The following is a 17,451-nucleotide window of genomic DNA, read 5'->3' as shown; positions in this document are numbered from 1 at the left end:
GGGACGCCCGGCGGCGATCGGGTCACGGCCCGCTGGCGTCCAGCTCCTTGGTGATCCGGCGGGAAGCCGCCCTGGCCTCCTCGGCCGGGGTGGCCCCGGCGAGCACCTTCGACATGTACGCCTTGATCGGGTTGTCGGCCTCGACCCTCGCCCACAGCGGGGACACGGGCGTGGCCCGGCCGCGTGCGGCGCCCGCCGCCATCGCGGCCACGCCCGGCTCGTCGGCGACGGCGTCGCTGAGCGTCGTCTTGTTGGGCACGTAGTTCATGGTCCTGGCGAGGTCCTTCTGCCACTTCTCGCCGGCCAGGGCCTTGACGACCGCGACGGCTCCGTCGCGGTCGTCGGTGTTCTCGGGCACGACCAGGTCGGAGCCGCCGGTGAAGACAGACCCCGGCTTGGCCGCCGTCTTGCCCGGGATCGGGAAGTAGCCCAGTTTTCCCTTGAGTTCGGGGTTCTGCTGCTCGACGGCCTGGGCGACGCCCGGCACGGCGACGATCTGGCCGACGTCGCCCTTCGCGAACTCGCCCGACTGCGGCGGGTGTTCCTCGTCGGCGTCCTTGGGGCCCCGGCCGAGTGCCTGGAGCTGCCGGTAGAACTCCATGCCGCGCAGTGCCGCCGGTGACTGGAGGCTGCCCTCCCAGATGCCGCCGTCCTCCGTGGCGAGGTCGCCGCCCTCGTCCCAGATGAATCCGGCGAGCGTGTACCAGTCCTGGCCGGCGAGGTAGATGCCCTGGTCACCGTGGCTGTTCAGGCGCCGCGTGATGTCGAGCCACTCGGCGCGGGTGCGCGGTGGCCGCTTGATGCCCGCCTTCGCGAACAGGTCTTTGTTGTAGATCACCACCCGGTTGGCCGCGTACCAGGGGATGCCGTACTGGCGTGAGTGGAACATGCCGGGCTCGGCTAGTCCGGGCAGCCAGTCCTCCATGCCGAAGTCGCGCGCGGACTCCAGGCTGAGGTCGAGCAGTCCGCCCTCGTCGACGTACTGGGGGACCTGGGTGTTGCCGACCTCGATGACGTCGGGAGCCGGTCCGTCCGCCGCCTTCTCGCCGGCCGGGTCGCCCTTCGCCTGCCCCAGGGCCGCGCTCACCTTCTCGCCGATGCCGGTCCACTCCTGAATTCGGATGTCGAGGCGCAGGCCGGGGTTCTTGTCCTCGAAGCTCTTCGTGAACCGCTTCAGGAACGCGTCCGACGCGCTGTCCTTCATCAGCCAGACGGTCACCGTGCGCTGCTCGTCGCCCCCGCCCGGCAGATAGGCGCAGCCCGTGAGCAGCGCGGCGGACAGGGTGAGGGGGATGAGGGACGCGGCGGTGCGGCGGTACTTCACGTGGGTCACTTTCTGCCTGCGGACAGGGAGGGGCGGCCCGACGTGGGGGTGAGCGTGACGCTCGCACGGGTGTGGCTGGATTTTGGTATGGACCAATCGAACGGTCAAGGGGGTGACGGCCGGTAAGTCGAACATCCGCCCTCTCGCTCGCGGTCCGCGGTGACCTGAGGCACCGTGGAGAGACGTCCACCGCACGGGCCGAGGAGGCCTTCATGTCCGATCACACGTACCGGGTCACAGAGATCGTCGGCACCTCCCAGGAGGGAGTCGACCAGGCCATCCGCAACGGCATCGCCCGCGCCTCGCAGACCCTGCGCGGCCTGGACTGGTTCGAGGTGTGCCAGGTACGCGGCCACATCGAGAACGGGCAGATCGAGCACTACCAGGTCGGCCTGAAGGTCGGCTTCCGACTGGAGGACGAGGCCTGAGCGCGCGCCGGATCCGCTCGGGTCCGGCACTGAACCCGCGCGCCCGGTCCGCTCAAGTCCGGCACTGAACCCGCGCGCGCGGTCCGCTCAGGTCCGGCCCTCTCGCTCCTGGGCGTCCTTCAGCGCCTCGGACCCGCTCGCCCACCGGGCGCGTACGACGGTGAAGCCCGCCCGTTCGGCCTCGTCGCACACGAGCTCGTCGTCGTCGACCAGCACGCGGACCTCGCGGCCGCCGGAGAGCGTGCGCAGCGTCTCCAGCTTGGTGCGGCGCGCGGGCCTGCGGTCGTCGTTGCGGCGCATCCAGACGCGCCCTTCGGGCAGGCCCTGTGCGGCGAGCCAGGCCACGGTGTCGGCGCGGCACCGCTCCGGCCGGCCTGTGAGATAGACGACCTCGCACTCGCGGGCGCTCTCCAGCACCAGCTCGACACCGCGCGCGAGCGGCGGATCGTCGGGCGCGGCCGCGAAGAAGGCCGACCAGTCGCGCGGGGTGCGCTCCAGGAAGCGCTGGCGGTGGGCCGTGTCCGCGAGGGTGTTGTCGAGGTCGAACACGGCGACGGGTCTGGCGAGCGGTCCACTGTTGTCGATCACACGCCAAGCGTAGGGAATCCTGGCGCGGCGCAGACGTTGAACGGTGTGTGAGCTCAGTGATCGCATCGACCCGGTTCTCCGTCCTCGACCGTTCGCGCACCCGTGAGGGGTACGACGGTCCCGAGGCGCTGCGCGACACCGTGCGTTTCGCGCGGGAGCTCGACGGGCTCGGCTATCACCGCGTCTGGGTGGCGGAGCACCACGGGGTGCCGGGCGTCGCCGGATCCGCCCCGACCGTCCTCGCCGCTGCGGTCGCCGCCGCCACCCGCACCATCCGGGTCGGCACGGGCGGCGTGATGCTGCCCAACCACCAACCCCTGGTGGTGGCCGAGCAGTTCGGGGTCCTGGAGTCGCTGTTCCCCGGCCGGATCGACATGGGCCTCGGCCGTTCGGTGGGCTTCACCGGCGGGGTGCGCAAGGCGCTCGGCCGGGACAAGGACGACGCCGACGACTTCGCGGGGCAGCTCGCCGAACTGCTCGCGTTCTTCCGTGGCACGTCCGCGACGGGGGTGCGCGCACGCCCCTCGGACGGGTTGACGGTGCCGCCGTTCGTCCTGGCCATGGGCGAGGGCGCGACGATCGCCGCCGAGGCCGGACTCCCGATGGTGATCGGCGACCTCAGGAACCGCGAGAGGATGCTGCGCGGCATCGACCACTACCGCGCGACGTTCCGGCCGTCCACGTGGACGAGCGAACCGTACGTCGTCGTCTCGGGGACGGTCGCGGTCGCCGGGACCCCGGAAGCGGCCCACCGCCTGCTGATCCCGGAGGCCTGGTCCATGGCGTACTCCCGTACCCACGGCACGTTCCCGCCGCTGGCGCCCGCCGAGCGCGTGGAGGCGCTGACGATGACCGCGAAGGAGCGGGACTTCTACGAGTCCGGGCTGCGCGGCCACATCGCGGGCACCGAGGACCAGGTCGCGGACGAGCTGGAGACCCTGATCAAGGAGAGCGGCGCGCAGGAGGTCCTGGTCACGACCAGCTCGTACGACCGGGACGGCCTCCGGGACTCCTTCCGGAGGCTCGCCCGGGTCGCGGGCCTGGCGCGGCTTAGAATCGTGGGGTTTGCCCTCCTGCCCCTTCCCGCCTCCACCTGCCCCTTCCTGACACCGCTTCCGAGCCGCCGTACGGAGCCCGCCCCATGCACGAACCCGACCACGATCCGTTCGTCCGCGTGCGAGGCGCCCGTGAGCACAATCTGCGGGGCGTCGACGTCGACATCCCGCGCGACGTGCTCGCCGTCTTCACAGGGGTCTCCGGCTCCGGGAAGTCCTCTCTCGCCTTCGGCACGATCTACGCCGAGGCGCAGCGCCGCTACTTCGAGTCCGTGGCCCCCTACGCGCGCCGTCTCATCCACCAGGTGGGCGCCCCCAAGGTCGGCGAGATCACCGGGCTTCCGCCGGCCGTCTCCCTCCAGCAGCGCCGCTCCTCCCCCACCTCCCGCTCCTCCGTCGGCACGGTGACGACGCTCTCGAACTCGCTGCGCATGCTGTTCTCCCGGGCGGGCGACTACCCGCCCGGCGCGGAGCGGCTCGACTCGGACGCCTTCTCGCCGAACACGGCGGCCGGGGCGTGCCCCCAGTGTCACGGGCTCGGGGTGGTGCACCGCACGACGGAGGCGCTGCTGGTGCCCGACGCGACCCTCTCCATCCGCGACGGCGCCATCGCCGCGTGGCCGGGCGCCTGGCAGGGCAAGAACCTGCGCGACGTCCTGGACGCCCTCGGGTACGACGTCGACCGGCCCTGGAGTGAACTGCCGCAGGACGAACGGGACTGGATCCTGTTCACGGACGACCAGCCGGTCGTCACCGTGCACCCGGTGCGGGACGCGGGCCGGATCCAACGCCCGTACCAGGGCACGTACATGAGCGCGAACCGCTACGTCCTCAAGACGTTCGCGGACTCCAAGAGCCAGACGCTGCGCACGAAGGCCGAGCGGTTCCTCGACAGCGCGCCGTGTCCGGTGTGCGGCGGGGCGCGGCTGCGGGCCGAGTCGCTCGCGGTGACGTTCGGCGGCCGCACCATCGCGGATCTCGCGCATCTGCCGCTCGCGGACCTTGCGAAGATCTTCGACGCCCCCGGCGACGCCTCGGAGACCGCGCGGGTCCTCACCGGCGATCTCCTGGCCCGCATCGCCACCGTCACCGAGCTCGGCCTCGGCTACCTCAGCCTGGACCGCGCCACACCCACGCTCTCGGCCGGTGAGCTCCAACGCCTGCGTCTGGCCACGCAGTTGCGCTCCGGTCTCTTCGGCGTGGTCTACGTGCTCGACGAGCCGTCGGCGGGGCTGCACCCGGCCGACACCGAGTCGCTCCTCACGGTCCTCGACCGGCTCAAGGCGGCCGGCAACTCGGTGTTCGTCGTCGAGCACCACATGGATGTCGTCCGCAAGGCCGACTGGCTCGTCGACGTCGGCCCGCTCGCGGGCGAGCACGGCGGCCGTGTCCTGCACAGCGGTCCCGTAGCGGATCTGGCGTCCGTCGCGGACTCGGCGACGGCCCGATTCCTCTTCGGCCGCGAGAGGACGCCCGTGCGCACGGTGCGGGAGCCGCGCGGGTGGCTGAAGGTCGGCCCGGTGACCCGGCACAATCTGCGAGACGTGTCGGTGGACGTACCGCTCTCCACGTTCACGGCCGTCACCGGCGTCTCCGGGTCCGGGAAGTCCACGCTCATCGGCTCGATCACGGAGGAACTGGAGGGCGTGGGCCGCCTCGTCGTCGTCGACCAGAAGCCGATCGGGCGCACGCCGCGCTCCAACCTGGCCACGTACACGGGCCTGTTCGACGTCGTACGGAAGGTGTTCGCGGCCACCGACGCGGCGAAGGCCCGCAAGTACGGCGTGGGGCGGTTCTCGTTCAACGTGGCCGGGGGCCGCTGCGAGACCTGCCAGGGCGAGGGCTTCGTCAGCGTCGAGCTCCTCTTCCTGCCCAGCACCTACGCGCCCTGCCCGGACTGCGGCGGCGCGCGCTACAACCCTCCGACCCTGGAAGTCGCCTACCGGGGAAGGAACATCGCGGAGGTTCTCGACATGACCGTGGAGGGCGCCGCCGCGTTCTTCGAGGAGGCGGGCGACGACGCCCCGGCCGTCGTCCGCAGTCTGCGCACGCTCCTCGACGTGGGCCTCGGCTATCTGCGGCTCGGGCAGCCCGCCACCGAACTGTCCGGCGGCGAGGCCCAACGCATCAAGCTGGCCGGGGAGTTGCAGCGGGTGCGGCGCGGCCACACCCTCTATCTCTTCGACGAGCCGACGGCGGGGCTGCACCCCGCCGACACCCAGGTCCTGATGCGGCAGTTGCACGGCCTCGTCGACGCGGGCAACTCCGTGGTCGTCGTCGAGCACGACATGACGGTCGTGGGCGGCGCCGACTGGGTCATCGACATGGGGCCCGGCGGGGGCGACGAGGGCGGACACGTCGTCGCCCAGGGCCCGCCCGCGGAGGTGGCGCGGGCCGGGGACAGCCGCACCGCCCCCTATCTGGCCCGCGCCCTCGCCCGCCGGGACTCCGCTTCCGTCAGCGGCTGACCTTGCGGGTCGCCCGCAGCCACTCCTTGTTCATGGCGGCGATCGACGGCAGCGGGATCCCCTTCGGGCACGCCGTCGCGCACTCGCCGGTCAGCGTGCAGCCGCCGAAGCCCTCGGCGTCCATCTGCCCGACCATGTCGAGGACGCGGGTCTCGCGCTCGGGCGCGCCCTGCGGCAGGACGTTGAGGTGGTTGACCTTCGCCGAGGTGAACAGCATCGCGGAGCCGTTCGGGCAGGCCGCCACGCACGCGCCGCAGCCGATGCACTCGGCGTGCTCGAACGCGAAGTCCGCGTCGGGCTTGGGCACGGGCGTCGCGTGTGCCTCCGGGGCGGCCCCGGTCGGCGCGCTGATGTAGCCGCCGGCCTGGATGATCCGGTCGAAGGCGGTGCGGTCGACGACGAGGTCCTTCACCACGGGGAAGGCGGAGGCGCGCCACGGCTCGATGTCGATGGTGTCGCCGTCCTGGAAGGACCGCATGTGGAGCTGGCAGGTCGTGGTCCGCTCGGGGCCGTGCGCGTCGCCGTTGATGACGAGGGAGCAGGCCCCGCAGATGCCCTCACGGCAGTCGTGGTCGAACGCGACGGGGTCGTCGCCCTTGAGGATGAGCTCCTCGTTGAGCGTGTCGAGCATCTCCAGGAACGACATGTCCTGCGAGATTCCGTCCACGTCGTACGTGGACATGGCGCCTTCGGCGTCGGCGTTCTTCTGGCGCCAGACGCGCAGGGTGAGCTTCATGCGTAGCTCCGCTGAGTGGGGTGGACGTACTCGAAGACGAGGTCTTCCTTGTGCAGGACGGGGGCGTCGCCGGTGGCGGTGAACTCCCAGGCGGCCGCGTAGGAGAACTCCTCGTCACGGCGGGCGGCCTCGCCGTCCGGGGTCTGGGACTCCTCGCGGAAGTGGCCGCCGCAGGACTCGGCGCGGTGCAGGGCGTCGAGGCACATGAGCTCGGCGAGCTCCAGGTAGTCGACGATGCGGTTGGCCTTCTCCAGCGACTGGTTGAACTCCTCGCCGGTGCCCGGCACCTTGATGCGGCGCCAGAACTCCTCACGGATCTGCGGGATCCGGTCGAGGGCCTTGCGCAGGCCTTCTTCCGTACGGGCCATGCCGCAGAACTCCCACATGAGTTCGCCGAGTTCACGGTGGAAGGAGTCGGGGGTGCGGTCGCCGTCGACGGCGAGGAGGAGGTTGATCCGGTCCTCGGTCTCGGCCAGCACCTCCTGGACGACGGGGTGTTCGGCGCTCACCTCATCGTGGTGGGGGTTGCGCGCGAGATAGTCGTTGATGGTCGACGGAAGCACGAAGTAGCCGTCGGCCAGCCCCTGCATGAGCGCGCTCGCGCCCAGGCGGTTGGCGCCGTGGTCGGAGAAGTTCGCCTCGCCGACCGCGAACAGGCCCGGGATCGTGGTCTGGAGGTCGTAGTCGACCCACAGGCCGCCCATCGTGTAGTGCACGGCGGGGTAGATCCGCATGGGCACCTCGTAGGGGTTCTCCGCGGTGATCCGCGCGTACATGTCGAAGAGGTTGCCGTACTTCTCCTCGACGGCCTTCTTGCCCATGCGGCTGATCGCGTCGGCGAAGTCCAGGTACACGCCCTGGCCGCCGGGGCCCACGCCCCTGCCCTCGTCGCACACGTTCTTCGCGGCGCGCGAGGCGATGTCGCGGGGCACGAGGTTGCCGAAGGACGGGTAGATGCGCTCCAGGTAGTAGTCGCGCTCGTCCTCGGGGATCTTGTTCGCCGGGCGGTCGTCGCCCTTGGCCTTCGGGACCCAGATCCGGCCGTCGTTGCGCAGCGACTCGCTCATCAGCGTCAGCTTCGACTGGTGGTCGCCGGTGCGCGGGATGCACGTGGGGTGGATCTGGGTGAAGCACGGGTTGGCGAAGTAGGCGCCGCGCCGGTGCGCCCGCCACACGGCGGTCGCGTTGGAGTTCATGGCGTTCGTCGACAGGTAGAAGACGTTGCCGTAGCCGCCGGAGGCGAGGACGACGGCGTCGGCGAAGTACGTGTCGATCTTCCCGGTGATCAGGTCGCGGGCGACGATGCCGCGGGCCTTGCCGTCGACGACGATCACGTCGAGCATCTCGGTGCGGGCGTGCATCTCGATGTTCCCGGCGGCGATCTGCCGGGACAGCGCCTGGTAAGCGCCGAGGAGGAGCTGCTGGCCCGTCTGGCCGCGGGCGTAGAACGTACGGGAGACCTGGACGCCACCGAAGGAGCGGGTGTCGAGCAGGCCGCCGTACTCGCGGGCGAACGGGACGCCCTGGGCGACGCACTGGTCGATGATCTCGACGGAGATCTGCGCGAGGCGGTGGACGTTCGACTCGCGGGCGCGGAAGTCGCCGCCCTTGACGGTGTCGTAGAACAGGCGGTGGACGGAGTCGCCGTCGTTGCGGTAGTTCTTCGCGGCGTTGATGCCACCCTGTGCGGCGATCGAGTGGGCGCGGCGCGGGGAGTCCTGGTAGCAGAACTGGACGACGTGGTAGCCCTGTTCGGCGAGCGTGGCGCCCGCGGAGCCGCCGGCCAGGCCGGTGCCGACGACGATCACGGTGTGCTTGCGGCGGTTGGCCGGGTTGACCAGCTTCGCCTCGAAGCGGCGGGTGTCCCAGCGCTCGTTGACGGGGCCCTCGGGGGCCTTGGTGTCGACGACCGGCTCACCGGTCGCGTACTCCGCGTAGGAATTCATGGGTCAGCTCACCACTCCGGTCATGACGCCCACGGGTACGGCAATGAAGCCGGCCGTGAGCAGCAGCGCGAGAACATTGGCGATGGTCTTCAGGACGCGGTCGCGGGTCGCGCTGCCCACGCCGAGGGTCTGCGCCGCGCTCCAGAAGCCGTGCTGGACGTGCAGGCCGAGGGCGAGCATCGCGACGATGTAGACGACGTTGCCGTACCAGGTGGAGAAGGTGTCGATCACGTTCTGGTACGGGTGGCCCGACTGGAAGCCGCCCGGGTGCGCGGTGCCGGTCGTCAGGTCGAGGATGTGCCACACGATGAACAGCGCGAGGATGATGCCGCCCCAGCGCATGGTGCGCGTGGCGTAGCTCGAACGGGCCTTCTTGTGCACGTACTTGGCCGGGCGGGCCTTGATGTCGCGGCGGCTCAGCTGGTACGCGGACGTGGCGTGCGCGACGACCGCGACCACGAGCACGACGCGGACGAGCCACAGCGTCCACTCGTAGTGCATGAACGGCTCACCGACGGTGCGCAGCCAGTGGGCGTAGTGGTTGAACTCGCCCGACCCGAAGAAGATCTTCAGGTTGCCGATCATGTGGACGACCAAGTAGAGCAGCATGATCAGGCCGCTCACGGCCATCACTGTCTTCTTGCCGACGGACGAGTCCCAGAGCGTACGCTCATGGACGGCCGTCGGTCCGTCCGTGTTGCCAGAGCCATGTCACGCACGCTAGAGCCGAAGGACCCGATCGGTCCAAGACATGGTCCGGCTCATTTCCATAGGCACAGGCTATCGAGCGATTACTGTGGGGGTCATGCAGTTCCAGCAGCTCCAGTACTTTGTCGCGGTCGCCGAGACCCGGCACTTCACCCGGGCCGCCGAAGTGGTCCATGTCGCCCAGCCGTCGCTGTCCCAGCAGATCCGGTCCCTGGAGCGGGAGCTGGGCGCGGATCTCTTCCTGCGCGCCCGCGGGAACATCACGCTCACCGACGCGGGCGAGGCCCTCCTTCCGCTGGCCCGCCGCATCCTCGCCGACGCGGACACGGCCCGGCAGGAGGTGCACGAGCTGGCGCAGCTCAAGAGCGGCCGGGTGCGGCTCGGTGCCACGCCCTCACTGTGCACCGGCCTGCTGCCCGATGTGCTGCGCACCTTCCACGACCGGTATCCCGGCATCCGCCTGATGATCGAGGAGGGCGGCTCCCACGACCTCGTACGCGAACTCGCGCGCGGCGCGCTGGATCTGGCGCTCGTGGTGCTTCCGCTGCCCGCGCCGGCGCCCGCGCTGACGACGGTGGAGCTGCTGCGGGAGGATCTGGTGGTCGTGTCGTCGCCGGACGCGCCGCGGCCAGGACGGGGGCGGTCCGTGCGCATTTCCGATCTTGAGGGTGAGCGCCTTGTGATGTTCCGGCACGGCTATGACCTGCGGGAACTGACCGTTGCCGCGTGCCGGGCGGAGGGGTTCGAGCCGGATTTCGCGGTGGAGGGCGGGGAGATGGACGCCGTCCTTGGATTCGTGCGGGCGGGGCTCGGGGTGGCCGTCGTGCCGCATATGGTCGCGACGCGGGTGGGGGCCGATCTGCGGGTGACTCCGCTGGCCCGTCCCGGGCTGCACCGGACCATTGCGCTGGCCCATCGCAGCGATGTGGCTCCGCCTCGGGCTGCACGTGAGTTGCAGCGGATGCTTTTGGAGCGGGGTTGAGGGGGCGTGTGGGTGCGGGCTCGTTGTGGCTTGTTGCGCAGTTCCCCGCGCCCCTGACGCCCCTGAAGGCGCTGCTCTTCGGCCGCGGGCTCGTCGTGGCCTGTCGCGCAGTTCCCCGCGCCCCTTACGGGGCCGGGAGGGTGCCCGTTTCTGGGGATCTTGCCGTTAGGCAGTAGGTGTTGCCTGCGGGGTCTCGCAGGACCTGCCAGTGGGGGCCCTGGGACTGCAGGGTTGCGCCCAGGGTTTCGTGCCAGGCTCTGATCGCCTCGATGTTGTCGCAGGCCAGGTCCAGGTGTGCGCCCGTGGGGCGGGCCTCGTCCAGGCGTTGGAGCAGGATGCGGATCGGGAGGTTCGCCGGCGGACGCAGCACGTGGAACTCCGGGAGCGTGCCCGGCGCCGAGGCCCATCCGGTGAAGGTCGTCCAGAAGTCGATCTCCGCCTCGTACACCGCCGGGGCCAGGTCGACGCAGACCTGGTCCAGGCGGCTCGTCGACCCGTCGGGGGCCGTGACCGGGGCGGGGCGCCGGTGCTCGCCGGACCACGGGACCAGACAGAACAGCTGGCCACCGGGTGAGCGCAGGACCTCCAAGCCGTCCTCCGTGTGGACGGGCGTCGCGCCGAGGCGTCGCGCCAGGCCCGTCGTCCGGGCGAGATCGTCCACCGCGAAGTCCAGGTGTGCGCCTCCGGTGCCGGTGACCGCCTGCGCCTTCAGGTACGGATCGGCGGAGCCGTCCGGCAGCAGCGTCACGAACTCGTCGCGTTCGCCGCGGGGCGCGGACAGCCGCGTCCCCGTGACCCGCGTCCAGAAGCCGCAGGCCGCCCCGAAGTACGCCTCCGGCCGGTCGACGAAGGCGTACACCCAGCGGATCACCAGGCCCTCACCCCGTCGCGTCGCACAGGGCGAGCTCGTGCAGGCGGTCCGGCGGGCCCGGGCGGGCGTAGTACCAGCCCTGCGCGGTGTCGCAGCCCAGGTGGCGCAGCTGCTCGGCCTGCGCGCCCGTCTCCACGCCCTCCACCGTGACCGAGAGGTCGAGGCTGTGCGCGAGCGCGACGATCCCCTCGACGATCTTCAGGTCGACGGGGTCGGCGGGGAACCGCTGCATGCCCTGCGTGAAGGAGCGGTCCAGCTTGAGGACGCTCACCGGGAGCCGGCGCAGGTTCGCGAGGTTCGAGTAGCCGGTACCGAAGTCGTCGAGCGCGATGTCCACGCCCATCTCGGCGAGGCGCCGCAACGGCTTGAGGAGATCGTCGTCGGCGCCGATCAGCGCCGACTCGGTCACCTCGAGGCAGAGCGCGCCGGGTTCGAGTCCGAAACGCTCCAGGATGTCGACGGTGTCGGAGACGAGGCCCGGGTGGGTGAGCTGCATCGGGGACAGGTTCACGTTGATGCGCAGGGGCCCGGCGTCCTCGTAACGCTCCTGCCAGACCCGGGCCTGGCGCACGGACTCCTCCAGGACCCAGCGCCCGAGCGGCACGATGAGTCCGGTGTCCTCGGCGAGCGGGATGAACTGGTCGGGGCCGAGCACACCGTGCTGCGGATGCAGCCACCGCACGAGCGCCTCGGCGCCCCGCACGCTGCCGTCGCCGAGACGCACGAGCGGCTGGTACTCGATGAAGAACTCGGCGCGCTCCAGGGCCGCGGGCAGCGCGGTCGTGAGGCCGTGGCGGGTGATGGCACGCGCGTCGGCCTCGGGGTCGGCGAGCTCGTAGCGGTTGCCGCCCGCCGACTTGGCGCGGTACATGGTGATGTCGGCGCTGCGCAGCACCTCCGCGGGACTGCGCTCGCCCGCCGCGGGCCCCTCCACGATGCCGATGGAGCCGCGCACGGTCAGCTCGCGCCCGTCGATCCGGATGGGGGCGGCCAGCGCGTGCATGATGCGTCCGGCGAGGTCGTCGACCTCGGCCGCGGTGTCCCGGCCGGTGGTCAGCGCGACGAACTCGTCGCCGCCGAGCCTCGCCACCATCTCGCCGGGCGCGGTGGCGCAGCCCTGGAGCCGGTCGGCGACCTCGACGAGGAGCCGGTCGCCCGCCGCGTGGCCGAGGCTGTCGTTGATGGTCTTGAAGCCGTCGAGGTCGAGGTAGCACAGGCCGAAGCGCATGCCGTCACCGGCCGCGAGCGCCTTCTCCAGGCGCTCGAAGAACAGCGTCCTGTTGGGGAGTCCGGTGAGCGCGTCGTGGGTGGCCTCGTAGCGCAGTCGCAGGTTCAGGAGGCGGCGCTCGGTGGTGTCCTCCATGAGCGCCAGCTGGTACTGCGGCACTCCGTCGGCGTCCCGCAGGAGGGAGACGGTCAGGTTCGTCCACAGGGCGGTGCCGTCGGGGCGGTAGAACGCCTTCTCCACGCGGTAGTGCTCGCGCTCGCCGCGCACCAGCTCCTCGTACAGGCGCCACACGTGCGGGGCGTCGTCGGGGTGGGTCCACTCGACGACGTTGCGGCCGCGCACCAGGTTCTCGGCGCCGCCGAACATGCGCACCAGCGCGTCGTTGGCCTCCAGGACCGTGCCCTCGAGGTCGGCTATGCCGATGCCGATGGCCGCGCCGTGGAACACCGCGCGGAACCGGGCCTCGCTCGCGTGCAGGGCCTCGGCGACCGCGCTGCGCGCGCTCAGGGCCGCCCGCGAGATGGCCTCCTGCTCGACGAGGGTCCGCTCGCGCAGGGCCTGGGCGAAACCGGCCGCGACGGCGTGCTGGAGCCGTGCGCAGCGCGCCCGCAGCTCGTCCTCGCGCCGGTCCTCGTCGGGACGGCAGTACAGGACGAGGTAGGCGTCGACGACGTCGAGGGTGCGGGTGAGCGCCTCGGGGTCGGTGCAGTGCACGCCGATCAGGGCCGCGCCGACGGCCTGGGCCGCGGGCGCGTCCAGGGCCCGCTCGCCGAGCGCGTCCCGCAACCGCCGTGCGAGCGGCGTGAGTTCCTTCTCGAACTCGACCCGGGTGAGGGAGGTCGCCGTCACCGGGAAGATCGCCCGGCTCCAGATGGTGGCGAACCTGCGCAGTCTGTCCTCGGGCCCGTCCGGTTCGCCGCTCACGCCTTGCGCCCCACGCCGGCGCAGCCCGAGAAGGCATAGGGATCCTCGTCCGCGGGCGCGCTCTCCGGCCGCCAGTCGGGCATCTGCACGAGTCCGGGTTCCACCATCTCGTATCCCTCGAAGAACCGCGCGATCTCCTCGCGCGAGCGCATGATCAGCGGGTTGCGGATGTTCTTGTACACGTCGACCGTGCCGGCGGCGCGCGCGGCGGGCACGGGGATGCCCTCGTACGCGGCGTGCGTGACGATCAGGAGGCTGCCGGGCGCGAGGGCGTCCCGCAGTTCGGCGACGGCGCGCTGCGGGTCGTCGGCGTCCTCGACGAAGTGCAGGACGGCGACGAGGAGCAGGGCGACCGGCTTGTCCAGGTCGAGGAGTTCACCGACCTCGGGTGCCGCCAGGATCTCCCGGGGCTTGCGCAGGTCGGCGGTCACGACGGCCGCGCGGTCGTTGCCCTCCAGGACGGCCCGGCTGTGCGCGACGGCGACCGGGTCGTGGTCGACGTACACGACGCGCGCTTCGGAGTCGGCTGCCTGGGCCACCTCGTGGACGTTGCCGAAGGTGGGGATTCCGGATCCGATGTCCAGGAACTGGGTGACGCCCTCCCGGACCGCGTAACGCACCGCCCGGCGCATGAAGGCACGATTCGCCTGCATGATCTTCGGGAGCCCCGGCATGAACTCCATCGCCTTGCGGGCCGCCTCCCGGTCCACCTCGAAGTTGTGCGAACCGCCCAGGTAGTAGTCGTAGATCCGGGACACGCTGGGCACCGAGATGTCGATGCCCTGAGGGGCCCAGGCGGGACGCTCCATCAATGTCTCCAAGGCGTAGGCGAGCCGGTGTTCGAGCTGAGGCTACTGATCGCCCGCCAATGGAGCGAGTCAAAACGGAAATTGACCGTCCGTTCTCGGTCACTGCCTCCGGCAAGTGCCGAATGGCAATGATCCGAAATCACCCCGAAACCCTCTCTGTCGCAACGGAAAAGAACCGGCCTGTTCCCTCCGAGTGATCACGGGGGGGGAACAGACCGGCGATTCGCCAAATCCGTCGCAGACTCTACGCGGTACCCCTACTTGGGCGCTCCCACGGGCTTTCCGTCGGGCGCAGCGGCGTACCAAGTGCCGCCCACGCCCTGCCCATTGGTGTCGCCGGGCTTCTTGTCGCCGGAGTAGGTGTAGATCGGCCAGCAGTTGATCGTCTGCTGCTTGCCTCCGTCGGGACGGTTGTACGTCATGAAGCCCTTCTTGAGGATGCCCTTGGTGTCGTTCTTCGCCACGGGCGCGACGGCCGGCCAGTTCTCCGCGCAGGTGTCGACACAGTTCGACTTGATCGGCCAGGCCGAGTCCTTGAGGAACCGGTAGACGGTCATTCCGTTCTTGTCGACGACGATCTCGCCGAGCTTCGGGTCCTTTCGTGTGGACAGGCCGGCCAGGTCCGCGGGCTGCGCGGCGGCGGGGCTCGCCTTCTTGCCGTCGGGCCCGGCGGCGTACCAGACGCCCCCTACGCCCTGCCCCTTCGCGTCGCCCGGCTTGGTGTCCATGGCGTACCGGTACATGGGCCAGCCGTCGATCGTGAGCTGCTTGGTGCCGTCGGCCGCGGTGACCTCGCCGAGCAGCGACTGGTCGACGCCGGGCGCGGCCTTGGCGCCGTCCGCGGGCACCACGGGCCAGGCCTTGAGGCAGGCTTCGTCACAGTTCGACTTGGGCGGCTGCGCGGTGTCCTTGTCGAAGCGGTACATCGTGAAGCCCGCGCTGTCCGTCAGGACCTGGCCGAGCTTCTTGCTGTCCCAGGTGGCGAGCTGCCCGGCCGGCTTCGCCTTGGTCGCTCCCGCGTCCTTCGCGTCCCCGTAGCCGTCCCCGCTGCCGTACGCGTCGCCGTTGCCGTAACCGCCCTGCGCCGGAGCGGCGTTGCCCACGGACTGACCGTTGGGCGACTGATAGCCCTGGTCCTGACCGCACGCCGTCGTCAGCGCCAGCAGGGCCGCAGCTGTCGCTACGAGTGAGGCGTTCCGCCAGGTGTTCATTGCCAACTCCCGCTGTTTGCTTGGGTGTTGTGCGATCCCGGAAGGGGCCGCACATGGCCCTAGGTACGCGCGGCGACCGCGGATGTGTTCAACGCGGCCGGAAATTTCTTTCTGACGAGGGGGCGTGGGACGCATCCGGGGCCGGTCACGCGTGCGCTCCGGTGGCCGCGGGCAAACCTGGCGCCCCCCATCTCCCCACCTTCGGACCAATCCTCGGCGGCCGGGGCGTGGCGGCACCTCCCGCCGCCCATGATCTCCGTCGTGTACGGATCCAGAGGGGCCAGGTCGACCCTGGTCACACGGGTGGTGGCGGTGCTCGCGCTGGCCTGGCTGCTGGGCTCGCCCGCGGCCGGCACAACGGCGGCCGCGCTGACCCCGGCCGACAACTGCGCGTACGCCTCGATCGGCAAGGGCGGCGACGCAATAGCCCGCGCCGGGGACGGCGTCGTCTGCCGGGCGGGCCCCGTCAAACCACCGCCGCGCAAGCCCGCGCCGCCCCCGGCCCCCAAGCCACCGCCCCCACCACCACCGCCGCCTCCTCCTCCACCGCCACCGCCACCACCGCCACCGCCACCGCCGCCGCCGCCGCCCGTGAAGGCACCGCCACCGCCCGCGCCCAAGCCGACGGTGCGCCCCAAGCCCTCACCGACTCCGGTGAGTTATCCCGCATACCGCCCCGCGCCCCGCAAGGCGCCGCCGAGCGGCGGGCCTTCCCTGGTCTCGCTCACCCTGCTCATCACCGCGCCCGCGGTGCTCGCCGTAGCCGCGCTGCGCCCGCGCTGACCGCCCGGAGGTCCCGATGTCGGAATGGCTTGTTCTCACCCTCGCGATGGTGGCCGCGTGCGCGGTCGTGCTCGCCGTGACCGTCCTTCAGCAGCGCAGGATCGGTGACGACGACGACCCGAGCGAGACCCCGGACGTCATCGAGTACATGACGATGATGATCGGCGTGGTGTACGCGATCGTCCTGGGCCTCGCCATCGCGGGTGTCTGGGAGGGCCGCAGCGCCGCCCAGGACCACGTGCGCAACGAGGCGCAGGCCCTGCACGAGGTCCATGAACGCGTCCGCGTCTACCCGACGGAGGTCAGAACCCGCATCCGCGCGGATGTCGACACCTATGTCAGCCATGTCGTCACCACCGAGTGGCGCACGATGAAGAACCAGGGCCATCTCACCGCCGAGGGCACCCGGCTCCTCGACAAGGTGCGCCACGACGTGACCGACTACCAGCCGAAGACCGACTTCGAGGCGCAGGCCTACCAGCCGCTGCTCGACCAGATCACCGCCGCGGACGACGCCCGCAACGCGCGCGCGGACTCCACCGGCGCCACGATGCCGGGCGTCGTGTGGTTCGGCCTCATCACCGGAGGGCTCGTCACGATCGGCATGGTCTTCGCGCTCCAGATCCGCCGGACGGCACGCGAACTGATCCTCGCCGGGCTCTTCTCGGCCCTGATCGCGTTCCTGCTCTTCCTGGTCTGGGACCTCGACGCGCCCTACAGCCGCGGGGTCGCGGCCACCGTGGAACCGTTCCTCATGCTGTTCCCGCACGCCGGGGGGTGAGACCGGCGGGCCGCGCTCACCTCCGGGTCAGCGCGGCCCGCCCAGCGCCATCCCCCGCTCGGCCAGCGCCTCGCCGAGGACCCGCAGCGCCTTGGGACCCATCCCGTGCAGCGCCTTCAGCTCGTTCACGGGCACGTCCGCGAGCTGGGCGAGTTCCGTGTACCCGGCCCCGTTCAGCGCGCGAAGCGCCGGAGCGCCGATCCCGTGCGGAAACCCGGTGGATGCCGTTCCGTCCGTCATCACTGCCTGCCTCTCCCGGTGGGGCGCGGGCTGCGCCCGGCGCCCCGGCGACGCACTCTGGTGCCATGACTGCCTGGCACACCCCCATCGTCGTACACCCTCCCGCACCCGAGGGCGGGCGGCACGTCACCGTGCGGGGGCGGGCCGTCGGGCTCGCGCACAGCGATCAGGACCTGATCCGGCTGCTGCGCGCGGCGGGGCTCGGCGAGTCCGACATGACGCTCGACGATCCCCATCTGGTCGAGTGGCGCGGTGCGGGTCCGCACGTCTGGCACACGACGGGACCCGACGAGCCGGCACCGCACCGCCCCGTCGCCTGACCGCCGCACACCGTTGCCCCGTTCGCCCCGCACGGATCGCGGCCGTCCG

At 71.1% G+C, this 17,451-nt stretch carries 16 protein-coding genes and 1 pseudogene; 7 read left to right on the top strand and 10 right to left on the bottom strand.

Features of this window, described 5'->3' with window-relative positions:
- Window positions 1-22: 22 nt before the first annotated feature.
- Entirely contained in the window at window positions 23-1,324 is a 1,302-nt protein-coding gene (locus LGI35_RS37940) for an extracellular solute-binding protein (protein WP_227298940.1), read from the bottom strand.
- 212 nt (window positions 1,325-1,536) lie between these two features.
- On the opposite strand from LGI35_RS37940, the gene LGI35_RS37935 reads away from it, so the two are divergent.
- A complete protein-coding gene (locus tag LGI35_RS37935) occupies window positions 1,537-1,752 on the top strand; it encodes a dodecin (protein WP_227298938.1) in 216 nt (71 codons plus the stop codon).
- Window positions 1,753-1,839: 87 nt separating this feature from the next.
- On the opposite strand, the gene LGI35_RS37930 is transcribed toward LGI35_RS37935, so the two are convergent.
- A complete protein-coding gene (locus LGI35_RS37930) occupies window positions 1,840-2,337 on the bottom strand; it encodes a phosphatase domain-containing protein (RefSeq protein WP_423835781.1) in 498 nt (165 codons plus the stop codon).
- Window positions 2,338-2,387: 50 nt separating this feature from the next.
- On the opposite strand from LGI35_RS37930, the pseudogene LGI35_RS37925 reads away from it, so the two are divergent.
- Together LGI35_RS37925 and LGI35_RS37920 are read left to right on the top strand one after the other, a co-directional pair.
- Window positions 2,388-3,374 (top strand): annotated as a pseudogene (locus tag LGI35_RS37925) (LLM class flavin-dependent oxidoreductase); the annotation flags it as partial.
- 107 nt (window positions 3,375-3,481) lie between these two features.
- A complete protein-coding gene (locus LGI35_RS37920) occupies window positions 3,482-5,863 on the top strand; it encodes an ATP-binding cassette domain-containing protein (RefSeq protein WP_227298935.1) in 2,382 nt (793 codons plus the stop codon).
- On the opposite strand, the gene LGI35_RS37915 is transcribed toward LGI35_RS37920, so the two are convergent.
- The 3 genes from LGI35_RS37915 to LGI35_RS37905 are packed head-to-tail and all read right to left on the bottom strand — an operon-like array spanning window position 5,853 to window position 9,175.
- Window positions 5,853-6,599 (bottom strand): succinate dehydrogenase/fumarate reductase iron-sulfur subunit, encoded by a 747-nt coding sequence (locus tag LGI35_RS37915; protein ID WP_116506030.1) that lies wholly within the window; start codon window positions 6,597-6,599, stop codon window positions 5,853-5,855. The genes LGI35_RS37920 and LGI35_RS37915 overlap by 11 nt on opposite strands.
- Window positions 6,596-8,545 (bottom strand): fumarate reductase/succinate dehydrogenase flavoprotein subunit, encoded by a 1,950-nt coding sequence (locus LGI35_RS37910; protein WP_227298933.1) that lies wholly within the window; start codon window positions 8,543-8,545, stop codon window positions 6,596-6,598. The genes LGI35_RS37915 and LGI35_RS37910 overlap by 4 nt, the downstream gene beginning before the upstream one ends.
- 3 nt (window positions 8,546-8,548) lie before the next feature.
- Entirely contained in the window at window positions 8,549-9,175 is a 627-nt protein-coding gene (locus LGI35_RS37905) for a succinate dehydrogenase (RefSeq protein WP_264484700.1), read from the bottom strand.
- Between the two features lie 175 nt (window positions 9,176-9,350).
- Between LGI35_RS37905 and LGI35_RS37900 the strand changes: the two genes are divergently transcribed.
- Window positions 9,351-10,235, top strand: coding sequence for a LysR family transcriptional regulator (locus LGI35_RS37900; protein ID WP_227298929.1), 885 nt, complete (start codon window positions 9,351-9,353; stop codon window positions 10,233-10,235).
- 124 nt (window positions 10,236-10,359) lie between these two features.
- Here LGI35_RS37900 and LGI35_RS37895 read toward each other — a convergent pair whose 3' ends face one another.
- The 4 genes from LGI35_RS37895 to LGI35_RS37880 all read right to left on the bottom strand — a co-directional run bounded on the left by LGI35_RS37895 (window position 10,360) and on the right by LGI35_RS37880 (window position 15,278).
- On the bottom strand, window positions 10,360-11,109 hold the full coding sequence (locus LGI35_RS37895; RefSeq protein ID WP_227300694.1) for a VOC family protein: 750 nt from the start codon (window positions 11,107-11,109) through the stop codon (window positions 10,360-10,362).
- A gap of 4 nt (window positions 11,110-11,113) precedes the next feature.
- On the bottom strand, window positions 11,114-13,258 hold the full coding sequence (locus tag LGI35_RS37890; protein WP_227298928.1) for a putative bifunctional diguanylate cyclase/phosphodiesterase: 2,145 nt from the start codon (window positions 13,256-13,258) through the stop codon (window positions 11,114-11,116).
- Window positions 13,255-14,067: an SAM-dependent methyltransferase gene (locus tag LGI35_RS37885; protein ID WP_227298926.1), complete on the bottom strand. Its 813-nt coding sequence runs from the start codon at window positions 14,065-14,067 to the stop codon at window positions 13,255-13,257. The genes LGI35_RS37890 and LGI35_RS37885 overlap by 4 nt, the downstream gene beginning before the upstream one ends.
- A 257-nt stretch (window positions 14,068-14,324) precedes the next feature.
- Window positions 14,325-15,278, bottom strand: coding sequence for an SCO0930 family lipoprotein (locus LGI35_RS37880; RefSeq protein ID WP_227298924.1), 954 nt, complete (start codon window positions 15,276-15,278; stop codon window positions 14,325-14,327).
- Window positions 15,279-15,539: 261 nt separating this feature from the next.
- Between LGI35_RS37880 and LGI35_RS37875 the strand changes: the two genes are divergently transcribed.
- On the top strand, window positions 15,540-16,061 hold the full coding sequence (locus tag LGI35_RS37875; RefSeq protein ID WP_227298922.1) for a hypothetical protein: 522 nt from the start codon (window positions 15,540-15,542) through the stop codon (window positions 16,059-16,061).
- 16 nt (window positions 16,062-16,077) lie between these two features.
- A complete protein-coding gene (locus tag LGI35_RS37870; protein ID WP_206302000.1) occupies window positions 16,078-16,842 on the top strand; it encodes a bestrophin-like domain in 765 nt (254 codons plus the stop codon).
- Between the two features lie 27 nt (window positions 16,843-16,869).
- On the opposite strand, the gene LGI35_RS37865 is transcribed toward LGI35_RS37870, so the two are convergent.
- On the bottom strand, window positions 16,870-17,082 hold the full coding sequence (locus LGI35_RS37865; RefSeq protein WP_227298920.1) for a helix-hairpin-helix domain-containing protein: 213 nt from the start codon (window positions 17,080-17,082) through the stop codon (window positions 16,870-16,872).
- A gap of 65 nt (window positions 17,083-17,147) precedes the next feature.
- On the opposite strand from LGI35_RS37865, the gene LGI35_RS37860 reads away from it, so the two are divergent.
- A complete protein-coding gene (locus tag LGI35_RS37860; RefSeq protein ID WP_116506045.1) occupies window positions 17,148-17,402 on the top strand; it encodes a hypothetical protein in 255 nt (84 codons plus the stop codon).
- The last annotated feature ends 49 nt before the right edge of the window (window positions 17,403-17,451 follow it).

This window comes from Streptomyces longhuiensis (assembly GCF_020616555.1).
GTDB lineage: Bacteria > Actinomycetota > Actinomycetes > Streptomycetales > Streptomycetaceae > Streptomyces > Streptomyces longhuiensis.
This window is presented reverse-complemented; position numbering and strand designations above follow the sequence as displayed.

Excerpts from the sequence above, each read along its gene's own strand:
- LGI35_RS37935 (WP_227298938.1), top strand. The coding sequence starts at position 1,537 with ATGTCCGATCACACGTACCGGGTCACAGAGATCGTCGGCACCTCCCAG.
- LGI35_RS37920 (WP_227298935.1), top strand. The coding sequence starts at position 3,482 with ATGCACGAACCCGACCACGATCCGTTCGTCCGCGTGCGAGGCGCCCGT.
- LGI35_RS37915 (WP_116506030.1), bottom strand. The coding sequence starts at position 6,599 with ATGAAGCTCACCCTGCGCGTCTGGCGCCAGAAGAACGCCGACGCCGAA.
- LGI35_RS37910 (WP_227298933.1), bottom strand. The coding sequence starts at position 8,545 with ATGAATTCCTACGCGGAGTACGCGACCGGTGAGCCGGTCGTCGACACC.
- LGI35_RS37905 (WP_264484700.1), bottom strand. The coding sequence starts at position 9,175 with ATGGCCGTGAGCGGCCTGATCATGCTGCTCTACTTGGTCGTCCACATG.
- LGI35_RS37900 (WP_227298929.1), top strand. The coding sequence starts at position 9,351 with ATGCAGTTCCAGCAGCTCCAGTACTTTGTCGCGGTCGCCGAGACCCGG.
- LGI35_RS37885 (WP_227298926.1), bottom strand. The coding sequence starts at position 14,067 with ATGGAGCGTCCCGCCTGGGCCCCTCAGGGCATCGACATCTCGGTGCCC.
- LGI35_RS37880 (WP_227298924.1), bottom strand. The coding sequence starts at position 15,278 with ATGAACACCTGGCGGAACGCCTCACTCGTAGCGACAGCTGCGGCCCTG.
- LGI35_RS37870 (WP_206302000.1), top strand. The coding sequence starts at position 16,078 with ATGTCGGAATGGCTTGTTCTCACCCTCGCGATGGTGGCCGCGTGCGCG.
- LGI35_RS37865 (WP_227298920.1), bottom strand. The coding sequence starts at position 17,082 with ATGACGGACGGAACGGCATCCACCGGGTTTCCGCACGGGATCGGCGCT.
- LGI35_RS37860 (WP_116506045.1), top strand. The coding sequence starts at position 17,148 with ATGACTGCCTGGCACACCCCCATCGTCGTACACCCTCCCGCACCCGAG.